This is a genomic window from Hominimerdicola alba 8 (assembly GCF_000178155.2).
GTDB lineage: Bacteria > Bacillota > Clostridia > Oscillospirales > Ruminococcaceae > Hominimerdicola > Hominimerdicola alba_C.
Genome location: NZ_ADKM02000134.1, coordinates 130,624 through 155,850, shown reverse-complemented (window position 1 = coordinate 155,850; position 25,227 = coordinate 130,624). Strand labels below are relative to the sequence as shown.

Annotated in this window: 17 protein-coding genes and 1 tRNA gene; 2 read left to right on the top strand and 16 right to left on the bottom strand. The window is 48.4% G+C overall.

Going from position 1 to position 25,227, the window contains the following annotated elements; translation table 11 throughout:
• Position 1 precedes the first annotated feature (1 nt).
• The gene (locus tag CUS_RS17910; RefSeq protein ID WP_002853421.1) at positions 2 to 760 is read right to left on the bottom strand and encodes a DUF4261 domain-containing protein; all 759 of its coding nucleotides are present in this window, start codon (positions 758 to 760) and stop codon (positions 2 to 4) included.
• Positions 761 to 859: 99 nt separating this feature from the next.
• Positions 860 to 1,546: an alpha/beta hydrolase gene (locus CUS_RS17905; RefSeq protein WP_002853422.1), complete on the bottom strand. Its 687-nt coding sequence runs from the start codon at positions 1,544 to 1,546 to the stop codon at positions 860 to 862.
• A gap of 404 nt (positions 1,547 to 1,950) precedes the next feature.
• On the opposite strand from CUS_RS17905, the gene CUS_RS17900 reads away from it, so the two are divergent.
• Positions 1,951 to 2,024: transfer RNA gene (locus tag CUS_RS17900), tRNA-Met, on the top strand.
• Between the two features lie 241 nt (positions 2,025 to 2,265).
• Here CUS_RS17900 and CUS_RS18900 read toward each other — a convergent pair.
• The 3 genes from CUS_RS18900 to CUS_RS17885 all read right to left on the bottom strand — a co-directional run bounded on the left by CUS_RS18900 (position 2,266) and on the right by CUS_RS17885 (position 7,477).
• Positions 2,266 to 2,910, bottom strand: coding sequence for a type II secretion system protein (locus tag CUS_RS18900; RefSeq protein WP_002853355.1), 645 nt, complete (start codon positions 2,908 to 2,910; stop codon positions 2,266 to 2,268).
• Between the two features lie 381 nt (positions 2,911 to 3,291).
• The gene (locus CUS_RS17890; RefSeq protein ID WP_002853245.1) at positions 3,292 to 5,865 is read right to left on the bottom strand and encodes a polynucleotide kinase-phosphatase; all 2,574 of its coding nucleotides are present in this window, start codon (positions 5,863 to 5,865) and stop codon (positions 3,292 to 3,294) included.
• Between the two features lie 223 nt (positions 5,866 to 6,088).
• A complete protein-coding gene (locus CUS_RS17885; protein WP_002853481.1) occupies positions 6,089 to 7,477 on the bottom strand; it encodes a 3' terminal RNA ribose 2'-O-methyltransferase Hen1 in 1,389 nt (462 codons plus the stop codon).
• 533 nt (positions 7,478 to 8,010) lie between these two features.
• On the opposite strand from CUS_RS17885, the gene CUS_RS17880 reads away from it, so the two are divergent.
• A complete protein-coding gene (locus CUS_RS17880) occupies positions 8,011 to 8,802 on the top strand; it encodes a hypothetical protein (RefSeq protein WP_002853326.1) in 792 nt (263 codons plus the stop codon).
• Between the two features lie 126 nt (positions 8,803 to 8,928).
• Here CUS_RS17880 and CUS_RS17875 read toward each other — a convergent pair whose 3' ends face one another.
• The 11 genes from CUS_RS17875 to CUS_RS17825 all read right to left on the bottom strand — a co-directional run bounded on the left by CUS_RS17875 (position 8,929) and on the right by CUS_RS17825 (position 25,222).
• Positions 8,929 to 10,104 (bottom strand): ABC transporter ATP-binding protein, encoded by a 1,176-nt coding sequence (locus CUS_RS17875; RefSeq protein ID WP_002853231.1) that lies wholly within the window; start codon positions 10,102 to 10,104, stop codon positions 8,929 to 8,931.
• A gap of 14 nt (positions 10,105 to 10,118) precedes the next feature.
• Positions 10,119 to 11,081: a glycoside hydrolase family 43 protein gene (locus tag CUS_RS17870; protein WP_002853232.1), complete on the bottom strand. Its 963-nt coding sequence runs from the start codon at positions 11,079 to 11,081 to the stop codon at positions 10,119 to 10,121.
• 119 nt (positions 11,082 to 11,200) lie between these two features.
• Positions 11,201 to 12,253 (bottom strand): LamG-like jellyroll fold domain-containing protein, encoded by a 1,053-nt coding sequence (locus CUS_RS17865; RefSeq protein ID WP_037277942.1) that lies wholly within the window; start codon positions 12,251 to 12,253, stop codon positions 11,201 to 11,203.
• A 115-nt stretch (positions 12,254 to 12,368) separates the two neighbouring features.
• Positions 12,369 to 13,985 (bottom strand): ABC transporter substrate-binding protein, encoded by a 1,617-nt coding sequence (locus CUS_RS17860; RefSeq protein WP_002853179.1) that lies wholly within the window; start codon positions 13,983 to 13,985, stop codon positions 12,369 to 12,371.
• A gap of 63 nt (positions 13,986 to 14,048) precedes the next feature.
• Positions 14,049 to 15,071 carry a carbohydrate ABC transporter permease gene (locus CUS_RS17855; protein ID WP_100084624.1) on the bottom strand — a complete coding sequence of 341 codons (1,023 nt, stop codon included), beginning with the start codon at positions 15,069 to 15,071 and terminating at the stop codon, positions 14,049 to 14,051.
• Positions 14,998 to 16,080: a carbohydrate ABC transporter permease gene (locus CUS_RS17850; RefSeq protein WP_002853372.1), complete on the bottom strand. Its 1,083-nt coding sequence runs from the start codon at positions 16,078 to 16,080 to the stop codon at positions 14,998 to 15,000. Before CUS_RS17850 ends, CUS_RS17855 begins: the two co-directional genes overlap by 74 nt.
• Before the next feature lie 2 nt (positions 16,081 to 16,082).
• Positions 16,083 to 18,344: a DUF5696 domain-containing protein gene (locus CUS_RS17845; RefSeq protein ID WP_002853439.1), complete on the bottom strand. Its 2,262-nt coding sequence runs from the start codon at positions 18,342 to 18,344 to the stop codon at positions 16,083 to 16,085.
• Entirely contained in the window at positions 18,334 to 20,382 is a 2,049-nt protein-coding gene (locus tag CUS_RS17840) for a YIP1 family protein (protein ID WP_002853305.1), read from the bottom strand. The genes CUS_RS17845 and CUS_RS17840 overlap by 11 nt, the downstream gene beginning before the upstream one ends.
• Positions 20,383 to 20,398: 16 nt before the next feature.
• Positions 20,399 to 21,265 (bottom strand): carbohydrate ABC transporter permease, encoded by an 867-nt coding sequence (locus CUS_RS17835; protein ID WP_002853209.1) that lies wholly within the window; start codon positions 21,263 to 21,265, stop codon positions 20,399 to 20,401.
• Positions 21,258 to 22,247, bottom strand: a complete 990-nt coding sequence (locus CUS_RS17830; RefSeq protein WP_002853335.1) for a carbohydrate ABC transporter permease — start codon at positions 22,245 to 22,247, stop codon at positions 21,258 to 21,260. Before CUS_RS17830 ends, CUS_RS17835 begins: the two co-directional genes overlap by 8 nt.
• Positions 22,248 to 22,261: 14 nt before the next feature.
• Complete coding sequence (locus tag CUS_RS17825; RefSeq protein ID WP_002853248.1) at positions 22,262 to 25,222, bottom strand: extracellular solute-binding protein; 2,961 nt, start codon at positions 25,220 to 25,222, stop codon at positions 22,262 to 22,264.
• Positions 25,223 to 25,227: the final 5 nt, after the last annotated feature.

Below are 25,227 nucleotides of genomic sequence, written 5' to 3'. Positions count from 1 at the left end.
GTCAGAACCCTATCTTTGCGGTCGTGCCCTTTACACTTATGCCATCGCCTACACTGATGGGGAGTTTCTGCTCTTCGGAAAAGCCGATAGTTTCTCCGTCTTTCAGTTCAACATCTTCACTCAGCACATACTCTTCTATCGAGAACATAAAGCTGATGACCTTGTCGGGCTGTTGTTTGCTGTCAACCACTTCCAGTTCATTCTTGCCGAAGAAAGTCATGCCCTGTGTGAAAGCACAAAGACCGTCCTTAGCCAGATACATGCCTGTATAGAGCATTATCGGCACAGGCATCTCACCCTGCTTTATGCTCTCAGCAAACTGCATGTAGAACTGTTTCTCGTAAACAGTCGGGTTCTTGTATATGCCGATAGCGTTGTCAAGTTTAAGCAGACTGTAGGCTATCTTCGCAAAAAGAAGAGCCTGTTCCATCGCATCGAACTTGTTCATAACAGCCATCATAACGTGCGCCTGATGCTTTGCTACTTCCTCAGCGCCGTCTTTCCACATGATGTTGTTCTTGGCGCACTCCTCAGCCTCTTTGTTGGGTACAGGGTTGGGCATCAGCGAACAAGCCACCACCATGCCCTCAGTGTGGAATACCAGCGCACCGTCCTTGACCTCGTCTTCAGTTTCGATACCCCAGTCATCTTTCAGCGACTTTCTGAACCTCGCCCAGTCCATATTAGCGTCCTTGTAGAGCACAAAGCCCGCCAGCACATTTCCCTCTTTTTTCTCTGTATTATTGGTATTTTCAGCCATTTTCTCTTCCTCCGTTGTCAGACTTTATCGGCTTATCCCCTTGTGGTGGAGTTTTCAGCCGCGCCTATCGAATAATTATACCACACAAGCGCCTGTTTGTCAAACATTTCCCGCATTTGAAAGCACTGCCGAGATACCTTTTGCAGTGCGAAGTTCGGGTTCTTTGAAATGGTTGCCCTCGTTCATTTCAAAGACAGTCTTTACACCCATTTCATTATAATGTGCCGCCAGTGCCTCAGTATTCTCCTGTACCGTTCGCATCAGCGGGTGACGGGTCTTCGCTTCCTTATCGCCCAACGACAGGTAAATAACAGCGGGTTCGCGCATTAAGTTCTCTCTTTCCGCGAACGCTCTGAACCCTTCAAACCACAGTGAGCCTGAAATGCTCGCCGCCCCCTCGAAATTGTCACACCTATAAAGCGACCACAGCGCGAAAAGTCCCGCAAGAGAATAGCCTGCTATCGCCTTGAATACGGGCTTTCTGCTGAGCATATTCTCAGCCTGCGGAAGTATCTCATTTGTCAGCAGAGCAAGAAATTCTTCTGCACCGCCCGTAAAATCAGGTTCGTTCTTTCTGATGGCAGGCGCTTTAAAAGGGCTGAGGTCATGCTCCCAGTTCACCCCGCTGACAGCTATCAGATCAGGCGAAGGACAGCCAAGTCTTTCAAGCGCCGCAAGTTCAGCACTTCCGTCACCATCATAATTATTCAGCAGTACAAGTCTGCCGCTGTTATTGTCATGTACCGTGACAGTCTTGCCGCCCACAGTAAATATATTAATTTTCATTTTCAATGCCCCCTTTTGTAATATGATACCACAAATCACATTAAAACGCAACTTCAGCACATACATATCATATTTAATAGTATTTATCTTTTTCCCCATCGAATTCGGAACAGCTTTCAAAGCAAGGGAAGATAAGTTAACCAAATTCACAGAAATTCAATCTGAGTAAACTTTTCTTACACTAGTCCCCAAACCGCGCTTTATCCGAATTTCCCACTGCACCGGCATTCAAATACGGCAAGAACAAATGTTAACAATGAGTAAACTTTGATTTTTCGCAATAAAATCTATTGACAATCGGCAGATGTTGTGATATAATATACAAGTACTCAGCGAGAGGACAACACAAGAGGACAACACAAAAGAGTTCTAATAATGGTTACGCTGAGGGTAAAATATAATATCGCGGGGTAGAGCAGCTTGGTAGCTCGTCGGGCTCATAACCCGGAGGTCACAGGTTCAAATCCTGTTCCCGCAATCCATGTTACGGCATCTGATTTTTTCAGATGCCGTATTTTTCGTTCATAAAACTTTTCGCAGCAAAGAGAATAGCCTGCACACATAAGCATGCAGGCAACCCCTTCATAATATCTATAAAAATCTTCACCCTATACTATAGCGATCCGCCTTAAAATTCAGACAAAATCCAGTCAAAAAAACCATAAATCCCAGCTTTTGCGACTGGATTTTGTGAATTTAAAAAGTTGGATCGCTATAGATCAATAGCCCTCAGGAGGCGATGGCCACAGCCTGTAACTCATCCCCGAACCGTAAGTTCCGCTGGAATCAGCTGCCCAAACTTCGATGACATCAGTGGGCTTTCCCTTTTCATCAAGGCGGTAAGCCACAAACCATCTGTCGGTAGTTTTGCCCTTAAACTCAGAACTTCTCATCGGAGCTATCAGAAGTTCCTTATCGCCGCGATTTCTGGTGTTGCGCTTGTTAGAACCTTGTATCATGTTTTTCTGCTCATTCATCGCTTCTGCGAAAGGTTCAGTTTCACGCTGAACACCCTGCCACTTAGAACCGCCAAGACTGTTTCCTGATTTATTATTTACATTGCCGTCCAACCTTACTACAAGCCAGATATCGTATGTTTCACCATCCTGAGTGACCGTTTTCCTTGATGAACTGCTGTGCATGTTGTAAAATGATGCCTCAGCATCAGGATCTTCAAGCATCACCTGCATCGCACACTGTCCAATGAGCCTTGCAGTTTCCATATCAGCCTTTCGGCTGGCTTTTTTTGCATATCCAATTATACTGGGGATTATTATAACTGCAAGAGCACCAATTATACCGATAACTACTACCAGTTCTACTAAAGTAAAACCTTGTTTATTTAAACTATTCCTTTCCGTCATATCGATCTCTGCTTTCTTATAAATTCAAATAACCACATTTCATCGAATCATGCACAAATCATTGCACCACTTCGGCGCAGTCAAATAATAAGATCTTTTTGTTTCTCTCTATAAACATATTATACTATTTTTGGTGTGGTTTGTCAAGTATACAGATAATATTCAAACAATTAACTTTTGTTTTTGTACAAATATACAAAACTCTATCATGTAATTCACGACAGCTGCCCAAATATTTAGTTTATTTAACGAAACCAAATACAGTATATCTTTCTTTGTTGGCAGTTACTCATAAAGGTTCATATTATATAATAAAAAAAATTGGCGTGACCGCTGTAGTCACGCCGATATTATTTATGCAGCTTACCGATGCTGTCCCCGTCAGAGTCTTGGGTCTACAGGCTCACTCTCAAACGCAAGCACACCAAATGCGCATTCATGTACACGGTAGAGCGGTTCGCCCTTGACAAAGCGTTTCAGCGACTCTATACCCAGCGAGAACTCCCTAAGCGCCAGCGAACGCTTGCGGTTCAGCGAGCGGACACGCAGTCGGGTAAGGTGAGCGGGTTCAAGGTATTCGGGACCGTAGATGATACGCAGATACTCTCTTCCGCGACACTTGACCGCAGGCTGGAGAAGTCTGCCGCCCTGCCATGCGGTGTAAGTTTCGGGCTTGACCACCATGCCCTCACCGCCCGATGATGTCAGCGACAGCCACCAGTCAACACCTGCCTGCACACTTTCACCGTCTTCGGTATCAACGCAGAGATAAGGCGTTTCCATGAAAACAGGGTCTATGCCCGTTATGTATTTCCTGATATTCTCCATGTGCCATACATGCTTTTCCTCCGAGAACACCTTGCCCTCGACAGCGAGAATATGGAACGGCGCGATGCGGAAATCATCGATGTTATTCACCGTCCAGCAGTACTCTCGGTACGCCTTGACATAGCTGTGCATGTCGGTCAGTTTAGTCTTGTAGCGGTCAAGCAGTTCGGCGGGGTCAACGTTCTGCCCCGATACTCTGCTGTCAACTTCCCTTTCTCTGTTGACGCGCATGCAGGCTTTTTCAAGCGCTTCAACCGCCGCCGAAAGGCTGTGTGCGCCCGCGTTGCCTGTGGGGGCGTACTGCGAGCGTATAAGCCCCTGCGCCTTTTCAGACCAGGGCATGAGTTCAGTGTCAAGGCACACCCAGTCGGTATCAAAGTCAGCCCAGAAGCCTGTCTTTTCAAGCACAGCGGCGAGCCTGTCCAGCAGAGCCGTTTCGATGGAGAGGTCATCAAAAAAGCGTCTGCCTGTGCGTGTATAGATGATCCCCATGCTCCCGTCAGTTATGCCGAAGCGTTTGAGCGCAGTTTCAGCAGACCTGCAAAGTACTGTCACCGAACGTGAACCCATGTGCTTTTTCTCACAGACCACATTCCTTATCCCATGACTGCGGTAATACTCAAACGCTTTCAGCGGGTGTTCGAGGTATCCGTCAACATCGCTGGTTTCACATGGCGACATGGTTGGCGGCAGGTATATCAGCCAGTGGGGGTCAGCCGCAAAGCGGGACATAGTTTCCAGCGCCGCCGCCGCATTGTTCTCCTGAATATCTATAGACGGGATAAGCTCGGTGTTAATGTGGAGCTTTTTATTGAAGTCGCCAACTGTCAGCATATCGCCAATATCTTCGTATTCAGGCGTATCAAGGGGTTTCACGGGCTCATAATACTGCGCCTGTGCGTCCACCGAAACTGTTTCCTTTTCGGGATAGCGCATAGCCGTCAGCTTGCCGCCAAACACACAGCCCGTGTCGATACAGAATGTGTTGTTCAGCTGTCTGACCTCTTTTCCTGCCACATGACCGTATACCACCATCGCTCTGCCGCGATAGTCAGCCGCCCAGTCAAGGCGCACAGGCAGACCGTAGCTGTCCACCTCGCCTGTGGTGTCACCGTAAAGGCAGAATTCGCGCACACGCGCAGAACCTCTGCCGATATACTCCTGTTTAAGACCTGCATGGGCAATGACCAGCCTGCCGTCATCGAGGACATAGTGGCTTATCAGTCCGTCAAGAAACTCGCAGACCTCATTCCTGAACTCCTCACTGCGTTCTTCCAGTTCAGCCACCGTCTTGTCAAGCCCGTAAGTCAGGTTTACATTCTTGCCGCGCAGGTACTTGACCAGCTTAACATCATGGTTGCCGGGAACTGCGATGGCATTTCCGCTCTTCACCATATCCATCACCAGGCGAAGTACATCGGCACTGCGTTCTCCCCTGTCGCAGAAGTCGCCTAAAAATGCGGCTTTTCTTCCCTCAGGGTGAGAGTATACACCATCTGTTCTGACATAGCCCAGCTTGTCAAGCAGAAGTTCCAGTTCATCACAGCAACCGTGAATATCGCCTATAATGTCGAAAGGACCATGTTCATCGCGCTTATCGTTCCAGAGTTTCGTGCGCACCACTTCGGTGTTTTCAAGCTGTTCGGGAGAGTTTATCACATAAACGAACCGAAAGCCTTCGCGCTTAAGCCCTCTGATACTGCGTCTTACTTCGCGGCTGTGCTGGTGTATGACCCGTTCGGGCAGGTTTCTGTCGGGACGGGCTTTGTTGCGTTCAAGCATGATATCTTCAGGCATATTCAGCACTATCGCCGCCGCGTGTACATTCTGCGAACGTGCAAGTTCGATGACTTTTTTTCGGTCATTCTGCCTGATGTTGGTGGCATCTATCACAGTCAGTTTCATGTTGGCAAGCCGCTTTTCTGCCGCGTAGTAGAGCAGGTCAAAAGCATCGCCCGAAGCGTTCTGGTCGTTTTCGTCATCGCTGACCATTCCTCTGAAAAAGTCAGAGGACAGCACTTCTGTGGGCTTGAAGTGTTTCAGCGCAAAACTGCTCTTCCCCGAAGATGTTCCGCCCACCATAGCCACAAGGCAAGTATCGGGTATCTCTATCTTATATTTATCCATTTGTTCATTTCCTTCCGTTAAACTTCGGCTTTTCAACACCGCATGCTGCGATATTTTCACGTATCAGCCGAGAATTTGTATATCATATCGATGTTTTCCGCCAACAGCCTTTTCGCTCCTGCAAAAATATGGGGCAGAAATTTATAACATGCTTATCATAAGCCGTTTTCTTTCGGGGAACGTTTCACCGGACAGTTGCAAATCGTTGTTTCTGTCCATATGCTCACCCTGCTTTTGTGAATACCGCCATCTGTGTCGGTGTGCCGAGTTTTTCATCATTTGTGCCGATACCGCTTATCTCGCAGGAATAACCGAACTTTTCACAGATGTGCTCTGTCCATGCACGAAACTCTTCCCGCGTCCACTCAAATCGGTGGTCACCGTGTCGGAGGGCGTTTTCCTCCATATGTTCGTAATTTGCGTTATACTCACGGTTAGGCGTGGTAAGTATGACAGTTCGCGGTGCGGCAAACTCGAAGACCGCCCTCTCAAATGCGGGTATGCGCATAGGTTCGATATGCTCTATCACTTCCACCACGCAAGCACAGTCATAACCCTCAAAGCGCTTGTCACGGTAGGTCAGCGATGCCTGCATGAGCGTCAGCTTATTGCGGCGGGCAGGCTGCATTCTGTCAAGATGAAGGCGCTGTGCCGCCTTTTCAAGCACACTGACAGAAACATCACAGGCTGCTACACGCCTTATCTGCTGTTCGTTCAGCAGCAGCGAAGTAAGTCTGCATTCACCGCAGCCCAGGTCGATAACGCTTGCCGCACCGCTGGCGAGCACAGCATCTCTTACAGTTTCCATACGCTGTGTATTCAGCGGTGTGAAAACTTCCTTTTCAGGAGTTTCCTGCTCTTCCTCGACAGTATCAGCGCCCTCGTTTTCATTAAGTATATCCATCGCGCGGCGGGCATAACTCTTGCGTGCGGTGAAATAGCGGCGGGTTATCTTTTCTTTCTGCGGGTGATCGGCAAGCCAGCCCTCGCCGTGTTCAAGCAGCTTCTTTATCTCGTCCTCAGCCATGTAGTAGTGCTTCTGCTTATCGAAAACAGGTATCAGCACATATATGTGGTTGAGCAGTTCGCTCAGCTTCACCTTGCCGCTGATGGTAAGGTCGATGTAAGGCGAACTGCCCCATTCGGGGAATTTTTCGTCAAGCTGTGTGCGGCTGACTGTGACCCTGTAGCCCAGCGGCTCGAAAAGCTGTTTAGCAAGTTCGGTGTCGCCGTTGTCTTTAAGAGATGCCAGCCGCGCCGTCAGGTCGAGGGGTGTGTCAGCCAATTCCTGACGCTTATCGCACTTGCCGTTCATGGCTGTGCCGAAAATGCGCACCATCGCAGTACTGAGAAAAGATGTGGCTGCGTATGGGCGGTCGTTGACATAATCAAACAGACCTCCGTCACGGCTGCCGACTTTGCCGCGCGCAAGGTCAAGGGGGTCAATATCGAGAAGCAGTGCCGCTGTGGTGCTTTCATCGCTGACCTCAGGATAGAATACATACGCCTTGCCGTACGCAAGTTCAAACTGTTGTGCGCGGTCGGGGTTCTTGTGCAGCAGGAAGCCTAGTTCCTGCGTGTTTTTGCCTTTATAAGTGATCGTCAGTAACAATCCTTATCTCTCCTTTCGGTATGTCTTTTTATTTTGATGTATTGTTAAAACGGCTTATTTACGGACTTTTCGTAATATCACAGATATCAGCCCAAGTATAATGCGTATTTAACTTTATATTATATCACATTTTACCAATTTTGTCAACCGCATTTATGGTGAGAACTTCTAAAATAATTAGCATAATTACAACAAACTATATGTTAATTGGCTCTAAGACTGTCCGCCCCGAAATCACGCCCGTTCAGTCACATTTATGTTCAGAAAGCGCATTCAGAAGAGTAAAGCGTAGGTTAATATTAGCCAATTTTGCGCATGATTTTAGTATAATTTTAAAAGAAATGACAATAAAAAATCGTCAATGTGAAAGCATCGTGAAAAAAAATTTGTACAAAACGATATAATTTGCTAAAGGTGATTGACTAATCTTATCATTTATGGTATAATATATACAACATAGATGTGATTAATTGGCAGTTTTTTATAACATATAAATAGGCTAAATCATTATACTATAGTAAAGGAGAATGAATATGCGATTTAATACATACGGCAACAGAAATAATCCAATAATAATCATGCTGACCAGTTCTTTCTGCTCTGCCGAATCTCTTTCGTACCTTTACGAGGAGCTTACCAATGAGTATTTTATAATAGTACCTGAATACAACGGTCACTACGAGGGCAGTGAGGATTTCACTACCAGCCACAAGGAAGCTAAGGAGATAGTAGGCTTCCTCCAAAAGAACGGTATCAATGATGTCTGTCTGATATACGGTCAGGCTATGGGTGCTGAGATAGGCATGGAGATAATCTCGCAGTCGCTCAGACAGCACATAACCATCGAGTCGGCTTTCTTTGACGGCGGCACTTTCCTCAAACAGCCGAAACTCTACAAGGCTATAATGGGCTTCAAGCACAAGTCGATGATGAACAAGATGAAGAATCAGAGCGTTGACGAAGTTGTCAACTGGAAGTCAGTTGACCAGTTCACCAAAGACGACACAGAAACCATGCGCCCTGTTATCGAGTCTATGGTAAAGACTGCGCCTGTCATCACCGACGGCAGCATCAAGAACGAAACTGAGGCAAGATACACGTTCAACTTCCCGCCCCTGCCTGATGAGATACAGGAGAATATCTTCTTCGTCTACGCATCTGACGAGAAGAATTTCAAGTCATGCTTCAAACACCTGATAGACGCTTATCCCTCCGCGAATTTCAAGACACTGAGGGGCGAGGGTCATCTGACCTACTCTGTCAGAAAGACTGATGACTATCTCAAAGTTATCAGAGCCATCTGCAACAGGAACAACGAAAGCTAATAAAATCTCAGCCGACCGCAGTGTCGGCTGTTTTTTTGCTTAAGTATATACCAACAGCAAAAAGCCCCCCGATCCGCAAACACGCAGTCGGAGGGCTTTTCTGAGTTTATCATGAAAGGTTTAGGCTCAATTCACAATCGTCTTCTCGGTTTCCTTGTCAAAAACATGTATCTTGTTTGGGTCAAGTGCAAGAGTGATGGTGCTTCCGTAACGTGCAGTGGTCGCTGCATCGACTTTTGCAGTCCAGTGTACTTTCTTGACATTAGCATAAGCATCATCGGTGAACTGGCGCTGTATCTCGGCGGGCTTCTCATTCAGCAGATTGAAATACAGCAGGACTTCCGAACCCAGCAGTTCATAACCGTTGACAGTTACCTCTATCTTGCAGTCCTCAGGGAATACAGACATCGCGTGTTCGCTCTCGAATATCTTCTCAGGGCGTATACCCATGATGACTTCCTTGCCGATGTAACCGCCATTTCTCAGCGCATCGCCCTTAGGCTTTGGCAGCTTGATGCTGAACTTGTCAAAATCAAGGTAGACATCATCGCCCTCAGCGCGGCATTCAGCGTTTACAAAATTCATCTGAGGCGAACCGATAAATCCTGCCACAAAGAGGTTATCAGGCTTGTTGTAAAGGTCGCGCGGAGATGCCACCTGCTGTATCACGCCGTCTTTCATAACTACGATACGTGTGCCGAGTGTCATAGCTTCGGTCTGGTCGTGGGTAACGTAGATTATGGTAGCACCAAGCCTCTGGTGAAGCGCCGATATCTCGGTACGCATCTGCACACGCAGTTTTGCATCGAGGTTTGAGAGCGGCTCGTCCATCAGGAAGACTTTCGGCTCACGCACTATGGCACGACCCATCGCAACTCTCTGGCGCTGACCACCCGAAAGAGCCACAGGCTTGCGGTCGAGCAGTTCGCTTAAGTCGAGTATTGTCGAAGCATCACCGACTTTCTTCTTTATCTCATGCTTCGGTGTCTTGCGCAGTTTCAGACCGAACGCCATGTTATCCCTCACCGTCATGTGAGGATACAGCGCGTAGTTCTGGAAAACCATCGCGATATCGCGGTCTTTTGGCTCAACATCGTTCATTATCTTGCCATCTATCATAAATTCGCCGTCAGAGATATCTTCCAGACCCGCTATCATTCTCAGCGTGGTTGACTTGCCGCAGCCGGACGGTCCGACAAAGATGATGAACTCCTTATCCTCTATCTCAAGGTTGAAATCCTTAACAGCCTCAAAGCCGTTGGGGTATATTTTATAGATATGTTTCAAAGACAGACTTGCCATTACAGACCCTCCTATTAGTTGTCGGTTACATTATCAAAGCTGAACACAGGCTTGCCATCGACCCATTTTATCGGCATCAGCATTGCGTGCCTGTTGGGGTCATAGAGCGGGTCGCCCACTATCTCAGCATAAGTTCTTGCGTGGTAGACCAGTATATCTCTGCCCTCGCTGTCGGTGGTAAAGGAGTTATGACCGGGTCCGAAGACTTCCCTGCTGCGGTCGGTCTTAAGTACGGGATATCTCTCCTTTGACCAGCTTGCGGGGTCGAGCAGGTCGGCATTCTCATCAGCTGTCAGCATGCCCATACAGTAGGCTTCGCCCGTGTCGCTGGCTGAATAGGTCAGGAATACCTTGCCGCCGCGCTTTATTACCGCAGGTCCCTCATTCACCCAGAAACCGTGACGCTCCCAGTCATAGTCGGGGGTGGTCAGCAATACCTGTACGGTATCGAGAGTATATCCGTTCTTCATGCGGGCTATGTAGAGGTTTGATATCATCTTGCCGACACCGACCTTTTCAGCCCAGACATAATAATTCACGCCGCCGCACTCAAACACAGTTGCATCCAGCGAGAATGCTTCAAAGGAAAACTCGTCCGCCTCAGCGCGGGTCATCTTTCCCTTTTCGACCCACTCGCCTGTCATCGGGTCATCACCCTGACATTCCAGCACGTATGGACGTATCTTCCAGATATCCTCCACCTCGCCGCCTGCAAAGTAGATGTACCATCTGCCGAATACATAGTGCAGTTCGGGCGCCCAGATATGCTTGCTCATAGGACCGTTCGCGTGGCAGTTCCAGATTACTTTCTCCTCTGCATCGGGCAGGGCTGAAAGGCTGTCTGCCCTGCGCAGCACTATCCTGTCATATTCGGGTACTGAGGCTGTGAAGTAGTAGTTTCCGTCAGTATGGCGGTAAACATACGGGTCAGCCCTCTGCAATATCCAGGGTTTGTTGAAGATCAGTTTTTCGTCCATAACATCAAAATTCCTTTCGTGATCTTATCGTCGCGGGTGTGTTCACTTTTCGGGGGACATAAACAGCCTTTATGTCCTCCGAAAAGTGGGGCTTTTACAGCCCCACTCGGCTATCCATATTACTCAGCAGCAGTCAGTGCAGGTGCTACAGGCGATGCAGGAGGATTGCCCTGCTCGAACAGTCCCTTTACCATACCGTCAGTCAGTGCGTCATCATAGATGTACAATTCATCGATAAAGCCCTTGTAGACAGTATCCCAGTAGTTTATACCGATGTGACCTTCATTGCCTTCGCCCGCAAATATCTCAGGCGAAAGACCCTGATAATACATATTCTCAGCATTAGCATCCCACATCAGCTCGCCGTTGATATAGAACTTTGTCTGTATCCTTTCCATGCCGTCATCAGCGGTGTAGCGCTTGCCGTCAGCAACTACAGTCACCATGCACCACTCACGCTTACCGTGTTCCATATCGTCCATAGCATAGATCCAGGGCCATACGCCGTCAGCAGCGACCTCAGTACCTATAGATGAGTTTCTGTTCCATGCCACAGGGAAGATAGCTGCGCTGTCAGTGCCCCAGTCAGTCTTGGTAAAGTTGATCCATGTAACAGGTTCAGATGGAGTGCTTGCCATACCGATATTTCTGCCCATCTGAACAACAGGACCGTAAGTTGCAACACGATCGGCATTGAACCAGAAAGAAATGGTATAGCTGTCATCATCGATCTCAGGCATATCAAAATCAACGCCGTACTTGCCGTCGATGTAAAGCGAGTTGCCTACAGCGCCCTGACCCTCAGCGATCATTATTTCGTGCGAACTTGCACCGATACCGAAATTAGCACCTGTCAGACCTGTAACATCTTCAGTCTGCTCAACCGCTTTCAGACCTGTTGTGTCCTCAAAACCCAGATAAACCAGAGGAGTTGCTGTTATAGCCTCAGCCTCAACAGCAGGTACTTCCTCAGCAGCAGACTCAGCAGGTGCAGCAGCTTCGCCGCCGTCATCACCCTCAGCAGCACTCACCTCTGCACTGTCATCAGCAGGTGCAGCTGTCGTTGTGGTGGTCTTCTTCTCTTTTGAAGAACTGCTGTCTTCTGTGTTTCCGCACGCTGCAAGCGACATAGTCAGTACAAGCGCTGCGGTCATTGCTAAAAACTTTTTCATGATAAACTCCTTTCTGTTTTGCTCAAACGGCAAAACACAACACATTATATATTGCAGGCTCTTCTGCGGCAGATGTACGTCCATTCTTTTGCTGCCGCAGTCTTCGCCCATAGTGTTACTGATTATCAGTTACCATCTGCTGATACTCTGACTGCTCAGACTCACTTAGTACATTATAGCCTGTCGGACCGAAATAGTCAAGCATTGCCTGAGCATGATAGTAATTTGCCTTGCGGTTCGCTTCATCAACATAGTCAGCAGCCTGTGCGGTGCCGTTGTCAACAAGGTCATGTATTCCGATGGAGTTGAAGTATTCATCGCAGAAATTCCAGTAACCTGCGATATTAGTCCAGCCGTAGGAGATAGGCTGCATGCAGGAGTTGAAGTAATCTCTCCAAAGCTGTACGTGCTCATCGTCCATGCCTGCACAGAACACGTCTATATATGCGTCCCACACGCCCTGATCCTTAGTGATCGGCACAGGCATAACATCATATTTCAGTGCAGTGCCCGAAGCATTGGTGATGCTCTCATCGCCGTATATCTCACATCTGGTATGCCAGCCGTCTATACCGAAGGACATGAACTTCAACAGTTCATAAGCCTCACGGGGATATGCACAGCTGGTGGTTATTCCGCCGTAGTCGATAGTAGCTATCGAGTGGTGATCTGCTCCCGCATCAGCATCAGATACAGCAGGGATAACGTAAGGAACGATATCCATATTGTAGTTCTCCTTGTAGCCGGGAGTGTTCCATGTGTTCTGGAATGTCCAGAAAGCCTCAGTAAATACCGCGCAGTGGCTCGATGCACCTGCCCAGCCTTCCCAGTCGCCCATCCAGTCTTCCATAGCCTGTGTTTCGGTCTGAGGTGCGATGTAGCCGCCGAGTTTCAGGTTTGAGAACTCCTGCTCACCTATTGCCCATTCACTCAGGTCGAAGGTCTTGCCTGTGAAGCCGAACTCACCGATGATATCCTGTCTTGCAGCTATGCCGTAGTAGGAATCAAGTCTGTTATAGTAGCCCAGACCGTAGTAAGCCATTCCGTCGGGCGAGTTGAGAACAGTTGCATCTTTGATGAGCTGTATCATATCAGACCATTTCCACTGCTGTGTGGGTATTTCAAGGTTCAGCGTCTTAAGTACATTTCTGTCGATGAACATAGCACCGGGGAAGAACTTTACAGGCACGCTGTAACGCTGACCGCCCTCAAGGTGATATGTACCCAGCTGTGCGGAATTTACAGTGTCAGCAAGACCCTGTGTTTCTTCATCGCTGTTCCAGTAGCTTGAAATATCGGCAAGCAGCTGGTTTGAAAGCGCATAGTCACAGTCAGAGTGCATTATGATGTCGGGGGTCTCGCCGTTGCTGACCAGTGTACCCAGTGTGGTGTTGTAGTCAGCTACCTTCTCGAACTTGACATTTACATGGATATTCGGATATATCTCCATAAATCTGTCAGCCAACAGCTGAACAGTTTCGTCCTGATCGAAGTGGAAATATGTCAGTTCTATCTCCTGATCTGTGATGTCCTTAGCCTTCTTGTATTCGTGAGCGCTGCCGTCTACAGTAACGCTCTCATACTCATTGCTGACGGTATCAGTGCCCGTATAGCCTGCTACTGCTTCCTTAGCACCACCGCTTTTACCGCCTTTACCGTTGCCGCCGCAGCCTGCGAACGATGTAAGTGTCAGACAAAGTGCTGCGGTCATTGCAAAAATTTTCTTTTTCATAAGATCCTCCTTTGATAAACTCAGGTCATTTTCTGCCTTTTTATTTTCTTATTATATTTCGGTTTATTCGCCTGTGATACCTGTTCTGTCGATACTCTCAACAAAATGTCTTTGGAGAACGAAGTACAGTATCATCAGCGGCAGTATACTCAGCAGAGTACCTGCCATGTTTATCGACTCATTAAGATTAGTTGCCGCGTTGGTGGCTGTCTGCTGGTAGCTTGAATAGTTATCAGAGAAATTATCCAGCTGTATCACCAGTGTCGTCCAGCTTGAATCACCGTAGATACCGTGAACGTAGAGTTCTGTCAGATAAGACTCGTTCCAGTACCACACGAAAGAGAACAGCGCCACTGTTATGAATGCGGGTGCTGCACTGGGCAGTGCCACCTTGTAGAATGATTTGAAGTATCCCGCGCCGTCAATTCTCGAAGCCTCTATCAGCACTTTAGGTATCTGGCGGAAAAACTGCCAGAATATCAGTATGAATATCGGTGCATTGAAGCCCTGACCGAACAGTGCAGGCAGTACGAACGCCCATATGGTGTTCTGTATGCCGAGATTTGAGTAGAGCACGTAGGTCGGTATCATGGTTATCTGGCTGGGCAGAACAAAACTCAGTATAATGACAGCCATGACTATCTTTTTTCCCGGGAAATCAAATCTTGCAAGACCGTAGCCAATTACAGAACAGGACAGCAGATTGCAGATGGTCGGCACACCTGCCAGCACCACGCTCTGCCACAGTGCCCGCCAGAAATCCATGCTGGCGGCAGCCTGCCTGAAATTTTCGAGGTTGAAGGAACTTGGCAGCCATTTTATCGAAGAGTCAAGCAGGTCATCGAGGGTCATAAGACTGCTGGATATCATGTGCAGTATGGGGTATAGGTAGATAAACCCGATACAGATCAGCAGTGCGTAGACCGAAAACTGTTTCAGGAAGCCCTCGCGGTCCTTAGTGCCCATCATAAAGCGGCGTACCTTGTCTTTGGTAATGCGCTGATAGAATGGCTTAGTAGTCGCTTCGGCTTGTGGTATGTGTCGTGATCTTTCCCTTTGCTCTTTGCTTTTCGATCCTCTTGGCATTTCGGCTGTTCCTCCTTTCTATCCTCTTTAAGTTTCTCGCCTCTTTCTTCTTCAGCTTCTTGTTGCGCTTTACCTGCTTTTCGTACTGATCCTTTCTGGTCGTCAGCAGCAGTGCGAAAAGTCCCACCAGAAGCAGTACCACCACCGAGTACAGCCAAGCCATCGCAGATGCGTAGCCGTAGCCTTTCTCTTTGGTGCCTGAGAACATTGAATTCTGTATCAGTACTATTATGGGGTTCTGGCTGTTTGAAGAAATGAAAACGATGGTATAGATGGTATTGAGCAGTATCATCGACTTAAGGTTCGGCAAAGTTATCTTCCAGAAGCATTCCCAGCCCGAACCGCCGTCTATCTTTGCAGCCTCGTACATCGACTTGTCTATCTTTTGCAGACCCGACAGGAAAATGAGTATCTGCACGCCCGAATACCAGAGGGTCGTTATCATGTTGCTGAACACATCCGAGATAGGCTTTGCCAGCATCGAAGGCAGAACCGAACCTATCGCCGCAGTCAGCGATTGGACATCTATCGCAGAGATACTGCCTGCGCCCTCAGCCGTCAGCATTTTAAGTATAGGTCCGCTGACGATTATGACGGGCAGAAAGAATATCAGTCGGAAGAAGCCCTTGCCCTTTATCCGCATATTCAGCATCATCGCTATCAGCAGTGCGAAGACCACTATGATAGGCGTTGATAGTATGGTCGAAGTCAGATAATCGACCAGCTGAACGAGGAAGTCCGGGTCTTGTATGAGTATCTGTGTGAAGTTGCCCTGACCGACAAACGTGAACACTCTGCCGAGCGGGGTGATACGGATATTGTTCAGTGCATACCAGAATGAACTTATCAGCGGATATGCAAGAAATACGCCCGCACCGATAAACCAGGGTATCATGAAGAGATATCCCATACGGGCATATCGTTTTTCGAGCTTGCCCGATCTGAGATGTTTCATGCGCTCTTTCAGCGCTTTCTTTTCTTTTCGGGTCAGTTTAGTCGTTTCTGCCATGTTCACTCACTTTCCTCGTAGGACAGCGCCTTCACTGTCAGTCCGTCGGCGCTGAGCTCCGACTCGGTGTAATTTACATATATCTTGACACCGTTATCGTAGGTCACTTTAACAAGTCCGTTATCAAGTATCTCGTGGTCGGTGATGCAGGCATCGCCTGTTTTCTGAGCCAGTGCTCTCAGTGCCGCATCATATTCCGCGATCGTTTCGCGGTAACCGGAGTATTCCAGCGAATAGAGGTCGTTGGAATTGGTGTAGAACAGCTTTGAGGGATCCTCAGCTGTTACATAGAACGAAGGATATACGCCCGACTCCACCATTTTAAGGAAATTCTCGGTCTTGTTAGCCTCGAAGTTCACATACTCGGAATATGTGGGGACGATACCTTTGAGCACCATCGAAAGGAAAGGTATCTCCTCATCGAGGTAAAGGTAGTCGGAAGAACTCAGCGGCATATCAAGGAAAGCGTCTGCGCTGTTCCAGATATATGCGTTGGGTGTTTCTGCCAGCAGCGAGCATTTTTCATCTGCCTTGCTTATTGCATCGCTGTAGATATCCATCGTATCGGTACGCGAATAATAATTGCCTTTGTAGCTGTAGGAGAACAGCGTATCGGTTATGCCTGCCACCGCTATATTTCCGATCTCGTCATCGTTCATATCATCGGTCAGCCTGCCAAGATCGGTACTGCTCCTGCCCGGCATCAGGTAGTAGAAAAGATCATATACCTCGCCGTTGACCTCATTCTTAAAAGTCCTCTTGTTGACCATTTTCATCACGTTGTAGGTCGTGCTGTTGGTATCGGCATTAACAGACAGCGCATCATCATATAAATATATGCTGTTGCCGTTTGCAGCCTGATCCTTTATCAGACTTTTCAGTGCACCGTCGCCGCCTATATGACTGTCGGCATTGTAAGAGGTTATGGGCACATTATAAAGACCGCCCTTCTGCCAGCCCTTGTATACCGAAAGTATACTGCCCACGCCGTCTGCATTCAACTCTTTGAGAATGTCTTCCACCTGATCGGTGTCGGTCATGGTGACAGCTTTGGTGCCCATCAGGAACTCCTCACGCTCAGTGCCGAGAAAATCGACCCTTGTGTTATAGCTGAGATCACGCTTGCTTATCCTGCCGCTGTCCAGCAGATAGTTCCTGTAAGCATTAGCCATGCCCGAATAGTCTGCATCTTCGCCCGAAAGCATGTGATATCGCACTGCAAGGTCTGAATGCAGCCTGTCAGATTCAACTGCGGGTACAGTACCCGAATTCGACTGATTGAGCGGCTGAGTGAAGACATCTCTAAGCAAAAACTTTGCGAAGCATCTGTTGTAGTTTATCATTACACCGTTCGGCACTACTTCGATACTGCATCTTTCATCGCCCGACTCAACTATGCCGAGATAAGCAAGTTCATCTTCAAGGTGTGCCATACCGAAAACAGGTGCAAGCACACTGTTCGATGCGGTGACAGTTTCATACTCTTCCCAAAGGGTAGATGAAGCTGTGCGGTTGGTCATACCGTCATCGATACCGTAGATAAGTCCCGAAAAACCTGTGGCATATCTTCCCTCTTTGTCATCGAGGTAGATAAGTGCGCCGTTTCCGTCAGGAACCAGCATGTAGCCTTCCTGTTCATCGAGATAAGTACTGCCCATCATCGGGAAGAGGCTGACTGTACTGATATAAGTTCCTTTTTTGTTCTCCTTTATGGACTCATCGGGAACTCTTACCACCAGTTCATCGCCGTCGAGTTTCACCTCAACGCCTATCTCGAAGTTATAATTGCCGTTAAACTTTATCTCGGCGTAGATGCCGTTGTCTATGCTGTGTGTGGTTATGGTGTTAGGGACAGTCAGCATATCCACCTGATAGGTGTTGACTGTTCCGATGATGGCACTCAGCACGATGCCGCTTTTCATGTAGCCTGTCCATGCTTCGTTGTTCTTGCCATTGTCCTTGTCATCACTGACCACCGACTCGATGACCTTGCCTGTCTTCTTGTTTTCAAGCCTTACAGCGAACTGCGGCTCGTAGTAGTAGAGTTTGTAAGTGTCGCTCTCAGCTATCTGCACATAATCCTCTTTGGCGTTTACTGCCGCACCGAGAGTCGGTATGGCGCTTGTGTGCTGATGTGTGCCTTTCAGCACATCTTTTCCGGAACCGCCCGTCAGGAGTACAGCGACCAGCACCACAGCTATCACAAGAATGACCGCGCCCGCTATGATGAACGGCAGTGCTCTTTTCAGCTTTTTAGTTGCCAAGTCTGTATACCCCCTCACCAAAGAGTGCGTAGATGAACTCAAATACCTGAGCCCACAAAACGTAGATTATGAATATCAGCAGTGCCAGTATCAGCGCCGCGAATGCTGTCAGGAAGATGACTTTGAATGTCTGCCCCATCGTGAAGTTATTGACCTCTTTAAGACCGATGACTGCTATCACAGCTATCCAGCCGTAGGTCAGTATGCTGACCATAGTGGTCAGGAATATCTCATTATTTGTCAGCACATGTGACAGTATATAGGCTATGGGCATGAACACTATGTAAGGCATAAGGCTGTAGCAGAAGAATGTGTATATCTTCTTGACAGTGCCCTCGCCCTCATTTATGGTGCATACCAGATAGGTGCAGGCAGTCAGTGCGATGATGCCGATGATGATAGTGCCGATATCGCTCATTATCTCGTATCTGCCTTCCATGACTGTCTTTGCAAGGAAGCCGCAGGTGTACTTGCCTATAACGAATTCGGCTATGAATATCACAAGCAGGAATGTGGAAGCCAGCCAGTTGTCACGACCCTCAGCCGCGATGCCGTAAGCACCGTCAGAGGGCTTTTTCATGAAGTAGCCCGCATACGCCACATCTGAAACGAAACTCTTTTTCCTGAACTTCTTTAACGCCTTTTTCTGTTTTTTGAATATCTGTTTTTTGCTGTCCAGCGTTTTCAGCACCCTGACAGCTATGACCAGCAGTACGATGACCAGTATCAGCGTCATTACATTGTTTTTCAGCCAGACGTTCCTTATCTCCCAGAAAGCGTCGGAGTAACCCGAATAGTCCTTAGCGAGCCTTGCATAGCGAAGCGCTTCCTTGTAGTTCTCCTCCTGAAAAAGGCATCTGCCCATCGCTTTGTTGGCGTAGTCGAACATCGAGTTCATTTTGAGTATCTTTGTCAGCGGTTCTTTTGCATCTGTATATCTGCCCTTTGAGTAGAGGTACAGTGCGTTGTGAAGCAGATCGGTGAACTCTGTCGGTTCATAGACCTGCACCTGCGCCTTGTCTGAGTCGAGAACGAAGATCCTGTCCTCAGAGTCTATGGCGATACCGCTGACCATCGTTGACAGTCCAACGCGCTGCGTGCCGTCATCAGGTCCGCCGAACACGAAAAGCATCTCGCCTTCGTTGTTGTACTCGAAAATATAGCCCTGCTGGTCAGCCACATACACGTTATCGTGGTTGCCTGCCGCCACTGCCGACGGAGTATCAGCGTATGTCCTGTCGTGATTGCTTATCATGTTAGTGCCTGCGATATTCAGGCGCTTGAGGGTATCTGTTTCATTGCCGCGTGTGACGGTGAATATCAGACCCTTGTCATCTATCGCCAGATTGGTAGGCGTTGCAGGGATATTGCTGACCATCTTTGCGCGCTGTGCATCGGTCAGTATAGCCCTGTAGATGACTGTTTTAAGATCAGTCGCCGCATAGTTCGTACCGAAATAGCCGAGAAACGTTCCGCCGTCAGTGGGAGATATCTCAACTATACCGTTGGTGTTTGACTCGCACACCACGAACATTATGCCCGCGTCGTTAACAACTATCTTTATAGGCAGAAATGAAACTTCGTCACCGTAAAGAGGGCTGTTCGGCTTGCCGTACTCGTTTATCAGACTGCCGTCCCTGCCGAAGATGAATATCTTGCCCGCATCACGGTCAGCCACATAAACATCACCGTTTTCTGTGACATACACTCCGCGCGGATTTTTCAGTGTACCCTGTCCGATGACTTTCACCAGTCCGCCATCGGGTGTGCCTACGACTATCCTCGCGTTGCCTGAATCGGCTATGTAGATAAGCCCGTCCTCTGACAGACATATATCACTCGGTTCTGCCAGTGCCTCATCATCGAACTTTGTGATGGTGGCATAAGCGAGGTAAGCCGACTGTGTCTGCCTTATCTGACCGTAGCCGTCGATGGTGTAGGTCACATATGGGGTGTCTGCGAAGGCTGTGACAGGCAGCATCATTATACAGATGACTGCAAGCACCAGCGCCGACGCAAGGCGTTTCAGCTTTTGCATATTCCCATTGACCCCCTTACTTGATGCCTGAACTTGCCATCGTGTTCATTACCTTATTCTGTAAGATTATGAAGAGTATCAGGTTCGGCAAGAACATTATCAGCGAGGCTGCGGCAGACATGCCCTGACCTGCGACTGTATTGTTCACATTGACAAGGGTGTTCATGTAGAATGTCAGCGTTTTCATGCTGTCATCGCTGAAGAAGTAGCTGGAAGTTTCCATGTTAGTCCACACCTGCTGGAAGACCAGTATAGATGCTGTCGCAACTGCGGGTCTTATCATCGGCATAATGACTTTCAGGTAAACATCGAGGTCGGTCGCACCGTCCATGTAAGCCGCTTCAAGCAGCGAATCAGGCACCTGCTCAACGAACTGCTTTACCAGAAACAGTGCCACAGGCATCGCCACCAGCGGCAGTACGTGTGCCAGCAGATTATCTATAAGTCCCAGCTGACAGATAACAAGGTATCTCGGTATCAGCACTGCGGTGCTGACGAACATGATAGCTATCTGGTTTATCTGGGTCAGCAGATTGCGTCCCTTGAACTTTATCTTTGCCAGCGCGAATGCCGACATCGTGGTCAGCAGCAGTGCCATGCCTACTGTTATCAGTGTTACCACCACGCTGTTGAACAGGTAGCGGCTCAGCGGTATACCGCTGGAATTTGAGAAGCGCATCAGCTTGGTGAAATTTTCAAGCGTCGCTCTTCTTACGAAAAATGTGGGCGGGAATGCGAAAAGTTCTTCCATCGGCTTGAAAGCGTGGTTGATGATAAAAACTATCGGCATACCCATGAATATGACCAGCGGAAGTATCAGAAGAATTATCTTAAGCTGACCTATCTCAAATTTCTTGGGATTTATCTTTTTGCCCTTATTCATCTTCCTCTTCCACTCCTTTCTTGCCGTAGGGGTCTTTATCGGTGAGCAGCAGGTTTGCACCCTTGCTGAAGAACTGCACTATAAGCAGCAGCACAACAGATATCGCCGCCGCATAGCCCATCTCGTAACGCAGGAAACCATAGTCCTCGATGTGGTTGACGAGCAGCTGCGAAGCGTATCCCGGTGAGGGGTTGCCCACAAGCATCGAAGTTATCATACCGTTCTGGAATGCGCCTACTATCGCCATAACTGCGGCGAAGAGCATCTGCGGCTTCATCTGGGGTATGGTGATATAGAACATCTCCTGAAAACGGTTTGAAACGCCGTCGATAGATGCCGCCTCGTAAAGCGAAGCATCTGTGTTGAGTATACCTGCTATCATACTGAGGAAGCCGATGCCCATTGACGACCACAGACCGATTATGATAACTATCGGCAGCAGGAAGCGGGTGTCTGTCAGCCAGATGACAGGTTCGGTTATAACGCCCAGTTCCATCAGCCAGCTGTTGAGCAGACCCGACTGGTCACCCGAGAAGATGACCTTCCACAGGACCGTCATCGCAACGCCCGTTGTCATACTGGGCGAATAAAGTATCAGCGCAAAGACAGTCCTGACGGGCTTTGTGAGGTTGCACAGCGCCCACGCCAGCAGGAAGGACAGCACATAGCCGCCTATACCTACGACCACCGCATATATTATCGTGTTGGGAAGCACATACTTCATAAATTCCGCATCGTTCGTGAGTATCGTTATGTAATTCAGGAAACCCACAAATTTAGGGAACTGTATGGCATTGAAGTTGGTGAAGGACAAGATGACCGCAAGGATAACAGGGATCAGTATGAAGATCGAAAAGATCAGCGCATAAGGTCCGATGAACAACCAGCCATGCCAGTTGTTCTCACGGCGGGATATCTTGTTCCGCTTCCTTCGTGTTTTTATCTTATTTGTTTCTTCTGTTTTTTTAGCTTGTAATGCCATTGATTTTCACCTGATCAATTTCTACCAAGTATCACCTTGATGCTTTCAATATCGGGGATAACGTAGTCTTTCACCGTTTTGCCCTCGCTGTCGGTATAGCCGAATTCTTCCAGCTTTCGGTCGATCTCACGGTTTATGACCTTTACCGCTTCGTCTATGCGCGACTGAGCATTGTCACCGTCAACGACTATCGAGTTGAATGCGTTCGACATCTCGCGTTCCAGCATATAAGTGCCGGGTACGCGGGCAACATCGACAACGTTCTTTGCAAATTCAAGCACTACCTGCTTGTGGGCATTGTCCATCGGCAGCTGAGCGAAGGCTTCCACATTCGCGGTCGTCCACATATACTCATCGCCGTAGGTTATCTGAATGGTCTGACCGAACTCAGCCTGAACTTCGGTAGATGACCACCATTTCACGAACTCCCACGCTTTCTGCTGACGCTCATTATCGCTCTTGAAAATGACTGTCGATTCAGCGCAGCCGCAGGTGCTTCTGTCTATAGTGCCGTCAGCCTGTTCTGTACCCGGAACTACCTTTATATCCCACGAACCAGCCAGTTCGGGAGCGGCATTGCTTATAAGGTTATATGTGCCGTAATCGCAGATACCTATCGGTATATCGCCGTTTCTGAAATGCTGATAGAAGTTGTCGATATCAACAGGCATATCGTAAACGGTGAACAGGTCGGTAAGCTGAGTGAAACCGTTTACAGATGCTTCACTTCCCAGTGTAGTGCCTTCCTGCGCGGTACCTGAGTAGAGCGCACCGCCGTTCTGCACCAGCAAAGGTGTCGTGCCGTGAAAGTTTCTCATGGCTCTCATGCCTGCTGTGGGGTAGTAGAAGTTCAGACCTCTCATCTGTAGTTCGGGCAGCATGTCTATGACATCCTGCATGGTGTCGGGTGCTTCAAGCCCCAGCTTGTCCAGCACATCAGTCCTGTATACCAGCACCCAGAAGTTCATCGTTTCGGGCATCGAGTATACCGAATCTCCGATTGTTCCCGTCAGGAAAAATCCCGGCTCGTAGACAGATGCGGTCTGCCTGAAATCATCATACTGTGCCATATCCACCAGAGCGCCTCTTATAGCCAGTTCATAAGGGATAGTGTAGTTTATGCCGGTAGCTACATCAGGCGCGTTGCCCGATGAATTTGCCAGCACCAGCTTGTACTGGTCGGGCATTATGCTTATATCGACATCTATACCCGTTTTGGGGGTAAAGTATTCATCTATCATCTTCTGCATCACCTGAACGTACTGGCTTGAGCGGTTGACCCATACCTGTAAATGCTCAGGCTCGATATTCGATGCAGAGTAAGATTTATCAAAGAATGACGCAAAGAAGCGTCTTATGTTCATCCATATCGTCTTGAAGAATCCCGGTGCTTCGGGAAGTTCGGCTTCCTCCTGATACACCCACACCCTGTCTATCGAAAGACCGTTTTCAAGCAGCAGGTCGATAGTGTTGGCGAGATACTGGTTAACGGAATTTGTACTTGAAGTAAGTTCACCGATACGATAGGGTATCTCATCGGGGTTTTCAGCCAGCGACCTCAGCTGATTTGCCGCTATCAGCATCGAAGACATCACCGCAACGTTCCTGTTGTTCACAGTAAAGTGCCTTGCGCTCGCTTCAAGCTCTGTCAGTTCATCAGCGTAGCTGTTCAGGGTGTCCTCCAGACCTGGAATGTATCTTGACAGTTTCAGATCCCTGTACTTGTCTGAATTTGTGCCTGCGACTTTTGTTATCTCCAGCGAGAGGTCGTTGACACCTGCCATGATCTCTTCCACCGACTCGATGACATAGCATATCGGGTCAAGGGTGATGGTGTAAGTCAGTGTATGCTGACCTTTTTCAAGATACACCGACAGCTTTTCATCGTTGTCGTCTGTCATGGTGCTTATCTTGTAGTTGCTGCAATAATCCAGCTGATAAGCCTGATAAGCGGTGTTCGGTATCTTTCCGTCTACCGCAACATCAACAAAAACAGGGAAATCGTTCTTGTCGGACTGGCGGTAATTCATCGCTATATAATAATTGCCCGCCTGCTCCACATCAAAAGTGTAGCTTACGCTCTGCCCTGCCGTATCGAATGCTTCATGGTCGATGGTATTGAGTTCCGAATCCTGCACCTTGTATGGTGTGACTCTCGGGTCAACCTCCGCGATGGCATGTACAGACGACTCGTTTGAAAATGAATAATCCTCGCCCTCGATCTCTATCAGCGCACTGCCCGATGCAGCAGACGCACCTTTGTATTCTTCAATGCTCTCAGGTGAAGAAAGTGTTATACCACCCATCAAGAAGCTGCCGCTCTTCACTGAGATACCTATATCGTGGCTGCCCGATTTCAGCTGTAGCAGCAGCGCATCCGAATGACGGTAGCTGCTGTCTTTGAAATAGCTGTGTTCCCACTGTATCAGTTTATCTGGTACTGTCACCACTTCATCGTTATATCTGTCACAGGAGGTTTCTGCTTTGGGCACCCATGTTGACCTCAGTTCAACATTTCTGCATTCGTAGAACGGATATTCACCGTCCACCGACATCGCAAACTCTATGGGCAGCACCGAATTATCATATGACAGATAATCAAAGCTGACAGCATAAAGACCGTCCTGCGGCACATTGACTTTAAGCGTCATATCATCGCCTGCCGCAGCGTCTATTACGCTGTCAGCCTGCGTGAAGCCTTTTGTGTCGGAGGTCAGTTTTCCTCCGCTCGCTGAGGAAAATGGGAAGAACAGGTCGCCGCCAGAATATTTTGACGAAGTGTAGCCGCTGCTCACGCCCGTATAATTGTTGGATATACGGTCGCCCGTGAACTGTGTGTCATAAGTTGCAGATGTTCCCTCTGCGGCAGCATTATCCGCCGTTACAGCAGCATCGGGTATAGTTGCAAGCAGTGTCACTGCCAGCGCCAGAGAAAGGATCTTCGTCAGCCTTCTCCTTGTATTCCTTGCACCCATTGTGT